Origin of the sequence: Nocardia asteroides (assembly GCA_019930625.1) — a bacterium.
Classification (GTDB): Bacteria; Actinomycetota; Actinomycetes; order Mycobacteriales; family Mycobacteriaceae; genus Nocardia; species Nocardia sputi.
This window is the reverse complement of sequence record CP082844.1, coordinates 2,663,801-2,676,221: the sequence shown is the minus strand read 5'-3', so window position 1 is coordinate 2,676,221 and position 12,421 is coordinate 2,663,801. Positions and strand designations below refer to the sequence as shown.

At 69.2% G+C, this 12,421-nt stretch carries 10 protein-coding genes; 4 read left to right on the top strand and 6 right to left on the bottom strand.

Annotated elements, in window-relative coordinates:
- Positions 1-46: 46 nt before the first annotated feature.
- From K8O92_12195 to K8O92_12175, 5 genes are read right to left on the bottom strand one after another with little or no spacing between them, the layout of a single operon-like run.
- On the bottom strand, positions 47-1,642 hold the full coding sequence (locus tag K8O92_12195; GenBank protein UAK34531.1) for an acetyl-CoA carboxylase carboxyltransferase subunit alpha/beta: 1,596 nt from the start codon (positions 1,640-1,642) through the stop codon (positions 47-49).
- A gap of 51 nt (positions 1,643-1,693) precedes the next feature.
- Positions 1,694-2,296 (bottom strand): ATP/GTP-binding protein, encoded by a 603-nt coding sequence (locus tag K8O92_12190; protein ID UAK34530.1) that lies wholly within the window; start codon positions 2,294-2,296, stop codon positions 1,694-1,696.
- A complete protein-coding gene (locus K8O92_12185; protein UAK34529.1) occupies positions 2,277-2,651 on the bottom strand; it encodes a DUF742 domain-containing protein in 375 nt (124 codons plus the stop codon). The genes K8O92_12190 and K8O92_12185 overlap by 20 nt, the downstream gene beginning before the upstream one ends.
- 7 nt (positions 2,652-2,658) lie before the next feature.
- Positions 2,659-3,072, bottom strand: a complete 414-nt coding sequence (locus K8O92_12180; protein UAK34528.1) for a roadblock/LC7 domain-containing protein — start codon at positions 3,070-3,072, stop codon at positions 2,659-2,661.
- Entirely contained in the window at positions 3,069-6,944 is a 3,876-nt protein-coding gene (locus K8O92_12175) for a HAMP domain-containing protein (GenBank protein ID UAK34527.1), read from the bottom strand. Before K8O92_12175 ends, K8O92_12180 begins: the two co-directional genes overlap by 4 nt.
- A 319-nt stretch (positions 6,945-7,263) precedes the next feature.
- On the opposite strand from K8O92_12175, the gene K8O92_12170 reads away from it, so the two are divergent.
- From K8O92_12170 to K8O92_12155, 4 genes are all read left to right on the top strand, one after another.
- Positions 7,264-9,327 carry an AMP-binding protein gene (locus tag K8O92_12170; protein ID UAK34526.1) on the top strand — a complete coding sequence of 688 codons (2,064 nt, stop codon included), beginning with the start codon at positions 7,264-7,266 and terminating at the stop codon, positions 9,325-9,327.
- 122 nt (positions 9,328-9,449) lie between these two features.
- A complete protein-coding gene (locus tag K8O92_12165; protein ID UAK34525.1) occupies positions 9,450-9,836 on the top strand; it encodes a hemophore-related protein in 387 nt (128 codons plus the stop codon).
- A 5-nt stretch (positions 9,837-9,841) separates the two neighbouring features.
- Positions 9,842-10,555 (top strand): response regulator transcription factor, encoded by a 714-nt coding sequence (locus K8O92_12160; GenBank protein ID UAK34524.1) that lies wholly within the window; start codon positions 9,842-9,844, stop codon positions 10,553-10,555.
- Positions 10,552-11,925 carry a HAMP domain-containing histidine kinase gene (locus K8O92_12155; GenBank protein ID UAK34523.1) on the top strand — a complete coding sequence of 458 codons (1,374 nt, stop codon included), beginning with the start codon at positions 10,552-10,554 and terminating at the stop codon, positions 11,923-11,925. Before K8O92_12160 ends, K8O92_12155 begins: the two co-directional genes overlap by 4 nt.
- A gap of 109 nt (positions 11,926-12,034) precedes the next feature.
- Here K8O92_12155 and K8O92_12150 read toward each other — a convergent pair whose 3' ends face one another.
- Complete coding sequence (locus K8O92_12150) at positions 12,035-12,394, bottom strand: FKBP-type peptidyl-prolyl cis-trans isomerase (GenBank protein ID UAK34522.1); 360 nt, start codon at positions 12,392-12,394, stop codon at positions 12,035-12,037.
- Between the last annotated feature and the right edge of the window lie 27 nt (positions 12,395-12,421).

Here is a 12,421-nt window from a genome sequence, read left to right as displayed (position 1 = left end):
GAAGACGGGTGCTTCGGATCGGCAGGGGTCGCGTTGCGCCGGCTGGTCAGCTTGTCAGGCCGAGCCGCCGGTAACGCGCTCGGCGGGCCGCGAGCAGTTCCGATTCCGGCTGGGCGCGCAAGCTCGCCAGTTCGCGCGCGATCGCGGACACCATCCGGCGGGCGAAGTCCACCGGCTCGTCCGCGGCGTCGGGAAACTCGGGCACGATCCGGTCGACGACGCCGTCGGCAAGCAGATCGGCGGCGCTGATCCGTTGCGCCGCAGCGAGTTCCGGCGCATGGTCGATGTCACGGAAGACGATCGCGCTTGCGCCTTCCGGCGGCAGCGGGGCCAGCCACGCGTGCGTGGCGGCGAGCACCCGGTCGGCGGGCAGCAGCGCCAGCGCGCCACCGCCGGTGCCCTGGCCGAGCAGCACCGAGACGGTCGGGGTGTCCAGCGTCACCAGATCCGCGATGCAGCGGGCGATCTCGGGCGCCAGCCCGCGTTCCTCGGCCTCCTTCGAGAGCGCGGCGCCCACCGTATCGATGACCAGAACCAGCGGCAACCGCAACTCCTGGGCAAGCGCCATACTGCGCCGCGCCTCACGCAGGGCCGCAGGACCCATGGTGTTCTCACCTTGCTGGCCACGCCGGTCGTGCCCGAACACCACGCATGGCTGCCCACGGAAACGACCGAGCGCGAGCACGGCCGTGCGATCGGACTCCCCCTGCCCGGTGCCGCTGAGCGGAACACGTTGTGTGACATGGCGTAACAGCTCACGGAGGCCGGGCCGGTGGGGTCGGCGGGAGATGAGAACCGACTGCCACACCGAGTCACCCGCAGCGGGGCTCCGCTGGTCGTCGGACCGGATTCGTTCTTTTCCAGCCTCAGTCGTTTCCCCGACAGGGATCGGCGCTGTGGGCCTGGGCGTTCCAGGTGGCGAAGGCATCTCGGGATCCGAGTGGCTCCGGGTCGCAGCGGAATCGGGCAACGCGACTCCGCTGAACACACTCAACGCACGGTGGGCGATACGGCGGAACACCGGGATCGGCAGCACGCCGTCGATGACCCCGCGGCGATACAGGTTCTCCGCGGTCTGCACGCCTTCCGGAAACGCTTTGCCGTACAGGGCCTGATAGACCCGGGGGCCGAGGAACCCGATGAGCGCCCCGGGTTCGGCGAAAGTGATGTGGCCCAGCGAACCCCAGGAGGCGAAGACACCGCCCATCGTAGGATTGCGCAGGTAGACGAGGTAGGGATGACCAGCCGACTTGTGCGCCGCGACCGCACCCGCGATCTTCACCATCTGCACGAAGGCGACAGTGCCCTCCTGCATCCTGGTGCCGCCGGAGGTCGGCGAAGCGACCAGCGGCAGCCCGAGTTCGGTGGCGCGCTCGACCGCCGAGACGATCCGTTCCGCCGCCGCTACTCCGATCGAACCCGCCAGAAATCCGAACTCACAGGCGATGACGGCCACGCGCCGACCTCGCAACAGCCCTTCCCCGGTGAGCACCGATTCGTCGACGCCCGCCGCGACCGCCGCCTTCCGCAAGGCATCGCGGTACTGCGGGGAAGCGGCCACCGTCACCGGCGGCCGGTCCCAGCTGACGAACGAGTTCGTGTCGAGCAATTGCTCGAGCAACTCTCGCGCCGAAGTACGCACCGGGCGAGCCTATCCGGCCCTACCCGGCGCGCAGGCAAGCCACGCGAACACTCAGTAGCCCTGCATCACCTTGCGTAGCGCGTACTCGGTGAGCGCGACCAGGGCCTGCTTGGCCGGCTCACGACGACGGGCATCGATGGACAGGATCGGCACATCGGCAGGCACCGCGAGCGCCTGCCGGATGTCCTCGATCGGGTATCGCGGCGCATCGTCGAATTCGTTGAGCGCCACCAGGAAAGGCAGGCCGCGCGCTTCGAAATAGTCGACGGCCGCGAAGCTGTCCTCCAGCCTGCGGGTGTCGACCAGCACCACGGCGCCGATGGCGCCGCGGATCAGGTCGTCCCACATGAACCAGAATCGATACTGACCAGGCGTGCCGAACAGGTACAACACCAAATCGTCGGCGAGACTGATCCGGCCGAAGTCCATCGCCACGGTGGTGGTCGACTTCATCGGAATACCGGTCAGGTTGTCGATCCCGGCGCTCGCATTGGTCACCAATGCCTCGGTGCGCAGCGGAACAATCTCCGAGACAGCACCGACCAACGTGGTCTTACCGACACCGAAGCCACCCGCGACCACGATCTTCGCCGATGTTGGCTTGCTGGTACGAGTGTCGACCTGCGCCGTCGAATCAAATACGCCGGAGTCCACTGAGAACCCTTTCGATCAGCTCGCGACGCTCATCGTCGCTGGAATCGTCTTTCAAAGTCGCCGATACGCGCACGTGCCCGGCCTCGATCAAATCGGCCACGAGCACACGTGCCACCCCGATAGGGATACCCAATCGGGCTGCCACCTCGGCAACGGACGGCGATTCTCTGCACAACTCCACGATTGACGTCTCGATGTTGGTCAGTTCGAACTGCCGCTCCAGGGCGACCGGATGCGATGCGACGAGGGCCTCCAACGCCAACTCGACCGCGGGCCTGGTACGGCCTGCGGTCAGCGAGTATGGGCGGACGAGGCTCGGCTCGGCGCTCCCCACGCGGTGATCTTCTATGTCCATCCCACCATCAGGAACCCATCGTGACGCGTGGTGTGGCCTGAACAGTCTGGCCAACACGCTCGACCAACAGAGCCATCTCGTAACCGACCTGACCGATGTCACACGAAGTGTTGGTCAGCACCGCGAGATAGGAACCGTCGCCGACAGCCATGAGTAGCAGGTAACCGTGCTCCATCTCGACGACGGACTGCAGCACGGTGCCACCCTCGAACAGGTTCGACACTCCGACTGACAGGCTGGCCAGACCAGCCGTGACGGCCGACAGCTGCTCGGCGCGGTCGACGGGCAGCTGGGCACTCGCGGCCATGAGTAGGCCGTCAGCCGAGACCAGGACGGCATGGGCTACGCCAGGAACCTCGTTGGCAAAGTTCGAAACCAGCCAATCCAGCTGACGATTCGTACCACCTAGATCGGGGTTCATCGGTCTCCTTTATCTCCGGTTAGGTTCATTGCTCTCATTGCGCGGCCATCCCGGACGCCCTGCTGGTGACGACTCAAGCTGGACCTGATCGTTTCTGGGTCGCGGCGCGGCGCCCGGTCCGCCGCACCGGTCACGCCGCCGGGGACAAGCCTTCCGCCCGGATTGCGTTGCGGCAAGCCGGCCGCCGTTTTCGTCTCGGTCTGCGCCTCGCTGGCGCGGCGAGCCGCTTGCCACCCTTCGTCACCCGGCGATTCGAAGGAGGCGGCCACCTGCGACCGGTCCGCGTTGGGATCCGACAGCCACGCCGACATCATCTCGGCGAAGATCGGCGTTCCTCCCATAGACGCCCCCGGCTCGTCGGCGGGTTGCAGCCTGGTCTGGAAGAACGACGCCGTCTTGGCCGGGTTCGACCGGAAGCTGTGCTTGCCGGGATCACGGCCCGACGCGGTGGCGGGCTGATCTTCGCTCGCGGCGTGCTGGCCACCGCGGTCCCGTTGCGGCAGCGCGATACCCGGCGGCACCGGCTGGCGCTGCGGCGCCTGTGCGCCCGGCTGCCGCTGCGGCAGGCCGGTCAGTCCGCTCTCACGCTGCGGCGGGCCCGACGGCGCGGGCGGACGCTGCGGCAGGCCGTGCACCGCGCCCGGCTCACGCTGCGGCAGACCGCTCGGGGACGCGTCTCGTTGCGGGAGGCCGTTGACGGCGGGCAGTGCTCCTGAGCCCGGCTCCCGCTGCGGCAAGCCGTTGGCGGACTCGCGTTGCGGGAGACGGTGGGCACCGGAATCCCGCTGTGGCAGGCCGTTACTCGGTTCACGCTGCGGCAGACCGCCGGGCGCCGCGTCGCGCTGCGGTAGGTTCGGCGCCGGCTGACGCGGCGGCAGGCCGGTGACACCCGGCTCACGCTGCGGCAGACCACCAGAGGCGGACTCACGTCGCGGCAGATCACCCGCTGCCGACTCACGCTGCGGCACACCGTTCGAACCCGGCTGCCGCTGGGGTAGGCCGGTGGGACCGGGCTCACGCGGAGGTAGTCCCGTGGAACCGGGCTCACGCTGGGGCAGGCCCGTCATGCCCGGCTCCCGCTGGGGCAGGCCACCCGAGGCGGACTCACGCTGCGGCAGACCACTCGCGGAGTCCCGCTGCGGCAGACCGCTCAGACCGGTCTCCCGCTGCGGCAGACCACTCGCCGGATCACGCTGCGGCAGACCACCGGAAGCCGACTCACGCTGCGGCAGACCGCTCAGACCGGTGTCGCGCTGCGGCAGGCTACTCGCCGGATCACGCTGCGGCAGACCACCGGAAGCCGACGAACGCTGCGGCAAACCACTCGCGGAGTCCCGCTGCGGCAGACCACTCGCCGGATCACGCTGCGGCAAACCACCGGAAGCCGACTCACGCTGAGGCAAACCGCTCGACGCGTCCCGCGACGGCGCGCCGTTCGCGCCCGGCTGGCGCTGCGGCAGGCCGGTGCTCGGCTGCGGCACCCCGTTGGCGCCCGGCTGACGCACCGGCAGTTCGCCGGACGTCGGCTCGCGCGGCGGCAGGCCCGCACCGGGCTGCTCCGCGGGGCCACCGGGCTGGCGCGGCGGCGGACCGCCGGGGTTCAGCGTGCGCTTGGGCAGGTTGGCCGCGGCGAGCTTGCCGCGCTGCGGACCGCTGGGCGCCTGCTGACCCGGCGCGGGCCGCAGACTCGCACTCTGCTGCTGGGCGTCCGAGCGCATGCCGGACGAAGGCATCGCCGAACCCGGCTGCCGTTGCGGCAGCCCGCCGGGACCGGTGGGGACCGGACCGCTGGGCGAGGCGGTGGGTGTGGCCGTGGGCGTGGAGCTCGCGGCCGGGATGGGGCCGCTCACCCCGGGATCGACGGTGACCATGACATTGCCCCCAGGAGTCCGCGTGACGGCCCGCATCTGCATGGAGGACGGCGCCGACGGACGCTGCGGTGCGGCGGCCTGCGGCGAAGGCTGCGGGGTGACGGGCTGCCCCGCGCTCGGCTTGCCCGCGACGATCAGTCCGACCGGCACGTGCACGGTCACCGTCACGCCGGGATCGCGCGCGGTGTCGAAGGTCGGGCGCAACCGCACGGTCAGACCGTGCCGCTCGGCGAGCCTGCCGACGACGAACAGACCCATGTGGCGGGCCGTGTCCGGACCCGGTTCGGCGGTCTGCTCCAACCGGCGGTTGATGTCGGCCATCTCGGCGGGCGGCATACCGATGCCGCGGTCGGCCACCTCGATGAGCAGGCCCTGGTCGTGCGCCTGCGCGAAAGTGAACTTGACGTCGGTCTCCGGCGGCGAGGCGCGCAGCGCGTTGTCCAGCAACTCGGCGAACAGATGCGCGAGGTCGGAGGCGGCGGGCTCCTTCAGCGAACCGCGCGGCGTGGCGCCGAGCTTCACGCGCTCGTAGTCCTCGACCTCGGAGATCGCGGCGCGCAGCACGTCGGCGATCTCGACCGGGGCGGACTTGGCGCGGCGCTGCCTGGTGCCCGCGAGAATCAGCAGGTTGTCGCCGTTACGGCGCATACGTGCGGCGAGATGGTCCAGCCGGAACAGGTTCTCCAGCAGGCGCGGGTCCTTCTCGTCGTACTCCATCGCCTCGATGAGGGTGAGCTGATGGTCGACGAGCGACTTGGACCGCCGCGCCAAGGTCTCGAACATGTCGTTGACCTGCGAACGCATCTTCGCCTGGTCGCTCGCCAGGCGCAGCGCCTGGCCGTGGATGTCGTCGACCGCGCGGGCCAGCTGGCCGATCTCCTCGGTGCTGCGCACCGGCATCGGCTCCAGCGGCACTTCCTCCGGCGAGGCGCCGTTGCGGAGCTGGGCGACCTCGTGCGGCAGATCGCTCTCGGCCACGCGCAGCGCGGCCAGACGCAGCCGGTGCAGCGGGACGATCATCGAGCGGGCGACGAAGACGGCGAGCAGGAGGGCGGCGAGGATGGTCGCGATGACGACCGCGGTGTAGGTCCACGCGTCGCGCTGGGCCGTGGACACCAGCGATTGCATCGCGGCGTCGATGTCCTTGGTCGACTTGCCGACGACGTGCTCGTAGACCGCGAGGCTGTCGGTCAGCGACTTCTTCAGGTCACCGATCGGGAGCTGGCCGGCCTGAGCCTGCGGGCTGGTCAGCAGCGCGACCCTGGTGTCGATGCCCGCCCGCAGATCGGCGATCGAGGTGTCGCCGTCGGGGAAGCGGTGCGCGACCACGTTGAGCAGCGCACGCTCTGTGCTGGACGCGATGAGGAAGCTCTGCACGCCTGCCTGCTGGGAGCGCAACACCTCCGGGAAGGAGGCGACCACACTGACCAGCGCGGCACGGGTGTTGAGCGAGTCGACCAGCCGCAGTTTGGCCGCGTCGACCCCGCTGTCGCTGACCTGGCCGACCGTGGTTTCGACGATATTCACGCTGTCATTGCGGACGCGGTCGATCAACGCGACGGTATCCGAGGCCGGACCAACGGTGGCGCCTTTACCTTGGGCGCGGACGGCTTTGGCCTGGTTGAGCATGCTCTCCAACGAGGCGCGCGCACCCGGCACGCTGCTCAACCGTTCGACCGACTTCTCCGCGTTGGCGATCGCTTTGTCCAGATCCGCCAGGTTCTGATCGGTCACGATGGACGTGTTCGGCGCGAGCGTGACCATCTGCGAACTCGCGGTGGTCGCGGTCTGCGCGCTGAGCCCGGTGACCACCGGGATGGCGGAGATGTTCTCGGCGATGTCGGCGAGCCGGTTCGATTCCGCGAACTCCGAGGAGATCCTGGACACGCCGAGCCCGACCGCGACCGCCAGAGGCACGGCGAGCACCGCCGTCACCTTCCAGCGCAGGTCCCAGTTGCCGAGCGCCCAGCGGCTACTGCCAGACCTAGCGGCGTCACGCATCTCCCACTCACTTTCCAAACTGGCCTCTACCACGCGCCATCAACCGAACCTCCACATCGCGTGCTTGGCTCGACAGGTGGAGCTGGCCGAGAGCTGCGGCTGGCCGAGAAATTGCGTCTACGACGGCCCAAATAAGTGACATCAGATTCTAACGGATCAATAACTTCTTGGGTGACGGGGCGTGATGTCGCGATCATTGACCTGCCGATTCCAGGCAAAACCAGAGGTCGCGGCACCCACCCGGGCGTCGCGTGAAGTCTGCCACAATCAACCAGATCTATCGAGGCGGGCATCGAGGCGAGGTTAGGGAGTCACGGGGTTGAACGTGCGGCAGGATTACCGACCGGCCTATCAGACCAGCTTGGTGGATCCCGCCGAGTTCTGGGCCGGCGCGGCCGAAGCGATCGACTGGGACGTGGCACCGACTCAGATCCTCGACACCGGCGCCCGCCCGGTGGCCAGGTGGTTTCCCGACGCCCGCCTCAACACCTCCTTCAACGCACTCGACCGGCACGTGCACCCGACCACCCCCGATGCCCCCAGCCGCGCCGATCAGCCCGCACTAATATACGACTCCGCTATGACCGGCGCCACTGTGGTCTACACCTACGCCGAGCTGCTCGAGGAGGTGTCCCGGTTCGCGGGGGCGATGGTCCGGCTGGGCGTCTCGGCGGGCGATCGCGTGGTGATCTACCTGCCGATGATCCCCGAAGCGGTGATCGCGATGCTGGCCTGCGCCCGCATCGGCGCGGTCCACTCGGTGGTGTTCGGCGGCTTCGCCGCGCCGGAGCTGGCCGCCCGCATCGATGACGCGGAGCCGGTGTTGATCATCACAGCCTCCGGCGGCCTGGAACCGGGCAAGACGATCGAATACCCGCCGATCGTGTTGCGGGCTCTGGACCTCGCCGAGACCACCGCGCCGCGCACGGTGATCGTCAAACAGCGACCCCAGTTCGACACCATCCATTTCCCGGCCCCGCAGCCGGCGACCGAATACCTGCCGAGTTCGGCCGCGACCGTGGCCGCGCAGTGGCTGGACTGGGAAGACGCGGTCCGGCACGCGCCACCGGCCGATCCGGTGTCGGTCGCCGCGACCGATCCGCTCTACATCCTCTATACCTCCGGCACCACCGGGAAGCCGAAGGGCGTGGTCCGGGACAACGGCGGCCACGCGGTCGCCCTCGCCTGGTCCATGCGCAACATCTACGACATCGACGCGGGCAACGTGATGTGGGCCGCTTCCGACGTGGGCTGGGTGGTCGGTCACTCCTACATCGTCTACGCGCCGCTGCTGGTGGGAGCCACCACGCTGCTGTACGAAGGCAAGCCGATCGGCACGCCGGACGCGAGCGCGTACTGGCGGGTCATCGACCGGCACAAGGTCGATGTGCTGTTCACCGCGCCGACCGCGCTGCGGGCCATCCGCAAGGCCGACCCGGACGCGGAGCTGGCCCACCGCCACGACCTGTCCTCGCTGCGCGCGTTGTTCTGCGCGGGCGAACGCCTGGACCCGGCCACCTACACCTGGGCCGAGGAGACCTTGCTCGCGGGCCGCTCGGACTGCCCGGTGGTCGATCACTGGTGGCAGACCGAGACCGGCTGGCCGATCTGCGCGAACCCGCTCGGCCTGCGGCAGTTGCCGATCAAGCCGGGCTCGGCCTCGGTGCCGGTGCCGGGCTATCGACTACGCGTGCTCGACTCCTCGGGCAACGCGGTCGCCCCGAACACCGAGGGCAATATCGTCATCGGCCTGCCGCTGCCGCCCGGCACGCTCACCGGGCTCTGGCGCGACGACGCCCGCTACGAGCGCTCCTACCTGTCCGCCTATCCCGGCCACTACCTCACCGGCGACTCCGGCTACTTCGACGAGGACGGCTACCTGTACGTCCTGGGCCGCAGCGACGACGTGATCAACATGGCCGGGCACCGGCTCTCGGCGGGCAGCATCGAGGCGGCCATCGCGGGGCACGAGGCGGTGGCCGAATGCGCGGTCATCGGGTTGCCCGACGAACTCAAGGGGCACCGCCCGCTGGCGTACGTGGTGCTCAAGTCCGGTGTCGACATCGATCCGGACCGGCTGCGCGACGAGCTGATCGAGCGCGTGCGCGCCCAGGTCGGCGCGATCGCCACGCTCCACGACGCCATCATCGTGACGGCGCTGCCCAAGACCAGGTCCGGCAAGATCCTGCGCAAGACCATCCGGCAGATCACCTCCGGTGAGACGTTCGAGGTGCCTTCCACCATCGAGGATCCGGGGGTGCTCACGGCGCTGGAGCAGCAGATCCGCGCGGCGCGTCCGCAGGGGCGCGAACCGGGGCACGACAACAGCGAGAACCCCGACCACGTCGTCGCACCCGACGTGGATCCGGTTGCGCCGTCCTGATTTCCGCACGGCCCGGTCACGGTCCTCAGAGTTTCCACAGAGGACGTTCATATCGCTGCCAGTTGTTCGAAATAGCCTCGAGACCGCCCCGAAACCCCTCGATGATCTGGAGGCAACACATCATGAATCGTTCCGCAGGCCGTCCCGCCGTAGCCGCTCTCGCAGCGGGTGGATTCGCCACGCTCAGCTTGTTCCTGAGCCCCGCGATCGCCACGGCGGGCCCGATGGAACTCGCCGAGCCGCTGCTGACCTCGAACTGCTCCTTCGCCCAGGTCGACGCGGCACTGCACGACAAGGCGCCGCAGCTGGCCGCGATGCTCGACGCCAACCCGAACCAGAAGGCCGAATTGCAGCGCAGGTTCGATCAGCCGGTCGAGCAGCGCCGGGCCGACTTGCAGCGGGCCATCGAGCAGAACCCCGAGGCCGCACGCCAGGCGGAGAACGACCCGCGGACCGCGCAGTTGCGCGACACCATCCGTATCGTGGCCGAGTCCTGCCACAACTACTAGGCAAAATGGATGACGTGACCGAGACACCGACCCCCACCGTCCTCGTCGTCGACGACGACGAGGACGTGCTCGCCTCGGTCGAGCGCGGGCTGCGGTTGTCCGGCTTTCACGTCCAGGTGGCCAGGGACGGCGCGCAGGCGCTGCGTAGCGTCACCGAGAGCGCGCCCGACGCCATCGTGCTGGACATGAACATGCCCGTGCTCGACGGCGCGGGCGTGGTCACCGCGTTGCGCGCGATGGGCAACGACGTGCCGATCTGTGTGCTCAGTGCCCGCGCGTCGGTGGACGACCGCATCTGGGGACTGGAGTCCGGCGCCGACGACTACCTGGTCAAACCGTTCGTGCTGAAGGAACTCGTGGCACGCATCCGGGCGCTGCTGCGCAGGCGGTCCGACGCGACGGCCCCCGCGACCCCGGGCGCGATCACCGTGGGCCCGCTCGAAGTGGACGTCGCGGGCTACCGCGCGCTGCTGCACGGTCGCGAGATCGACCTGACCAAGCGGGAATTCGAACTGCTGTCCATCCTGGCCCGCAACGTCGGCGTGGTGCTGAGCCGGGAGCGCCTGCTGGAACTGGTGTGGGGCTACGACTTCGCCGCCGACACCAACGTGGTGGACGTCTTCGTCGGCTACCTGCGCCGCAAACTGGAGGTGGACGACACGCCCAGGTTGCTGCATACGATCCGCGGCGTGGGGTTCGTGCTCCGAGCGCCGAAATGACCGTATTCGCACAGCCGCCGACAATTCGTCGGCGGCGGTCGTTTTCGCTGCGCACCCGGGTCGCGGGCGCGGCGGCCGCCGGCGCGATCGTCATCGTGACGTTGATCAGCCTGATCAGTATCCGTGCCATCGAGCGCAACAACTTGCAGCAGTCCGACCAGCAGCTCGCCGTCGCGGCGCGGATCGTCTTGATCGAGCCGCAGATCGCGGTCCAGTTCATCAACCTGACCGGACTGAACAACGACATGGCGGTCACGGTCCGGGACAACGGCGAGGTCGTCGCGAGCACGGCCACCGAACTCCCCGCGCTGGGGATCGGTTCGCGCACCGTCACGGTGGGCGGCACTCCGTATCGGATTCTGACCACTACCGAGAATCAACCCGCGGGCCGGGTGGTCTCCCTGGGCATTCCCGCCGCGGGCGCCGCCGAGGCAACCGCGGAGCAGCAACGGTGGGTGCTCGGCGGGGCTCTGCTGTCCATCGCCGCCGCGGCGGCGCTGGGCTGGCTGCTCGCGGGCGCGGCGGTGCGACCGATCGTCCGCCTCACCCGGCAGGTCGGCGCACGCAGCGCGTTCCCCGATCCACGCAATCCCCAGGTGCCGGTGGAGGGGGCCGGTGTGCACGAGTCGGAGAGACTGGCCGAGGCGGTGAACACCATGTTGCAGCGGGTGGACCAGGCCCAAGCCCAGATCGCCGCCGCGCTGGAGACCGCACGCGACTTCGCCGCCGTGTCCGCCCACGAGCTGCGCACGCCGCTGACCGCGATGCGCACCGACCTCGAGGTGCTGCGCACCCTCGATCTCGACGAGGCGCAACGGGCGGAGATCCTCGATGACCTGCAGCGCAGCCAGGGCCGGGTGGAGAGCACGCTAGCGGCGCTGGAACGGCTCGCCACCGGCGACCTGACCAACGAGCGCGACCACGTCGCCACCGACGTCGGCGACCTGTGCGATCAGGCCGCGCACGACGCCATGCGGCATTTCCCGGGCCTCACCGTGCGCATCGACTCCGACGCCGAACTCGTCACCCGCGGCCTGCCCGCCGGGCTGCGGCTGGCGGTGGACAACGCGCTGGCCAACTCGGTCAAGCACGGCGGGGCCACCGAGGCTCTGGTCTGCGCGCACCGGCGGCCGGGTGGTCACATCGTGATCTCGATCGACGACAACGGCCGCGGCATTCCGCCCGAGGAGCGCGAGGCCGTCTTCGATCGCTTCTTCCGCGGCAGCCAGGCGAGCAAGGGCGGCTCCGGCCTCGGCCTCGCCTTGGTCGCCCAGCAGGCCCAACTACACGGTGGCCGCGCCTATTTCGACGCAGGCGAACTGGGCGGAATTCGCCTGGTCCTCGACCTGCCCGAGCGGTCGGCGAACTGAACGGCTCTCGCGCGATCCCGTATCGATCCGGCCGAAATCGTCCGCCGAGGGCCGATATACGGCGAGTGGCCCGTGTTCCGATCGGAACACGGGCCACTCGCCGCCGAAATCAGTTGGCGTTCAGCAGGTCGATCACGAAGACCAGCGTCTTGCCCGAGAGCTTGTGACCGGCGCCCGCGGGACCGTAGGCCAGCTCCGGCGGGATGGTCAGCTGACGGCGGCCGCCGACCTTCATGCCGGGGATGCCGTCCTGCCAGCCCTGGATCAGGCCGCGCAGCGGGAAGGTGATGGACTCGCCGCGGTTCCAGGAGGAATCGAACTCTTCGCCGGATTCGAATTCGACGCCCACGTAGTGCACCTCGACGGTGCCGCCGGGCACGGCTTCCTTGCCCGAACCTTCGATGATGTCCTTGATCACCAGCTCGGTGGGCGCGGGCCCTGCTTGGAACTCGATCTCCGGTTTGGTCATTCGGCTATCCCCTTCGGTAGGTGATGG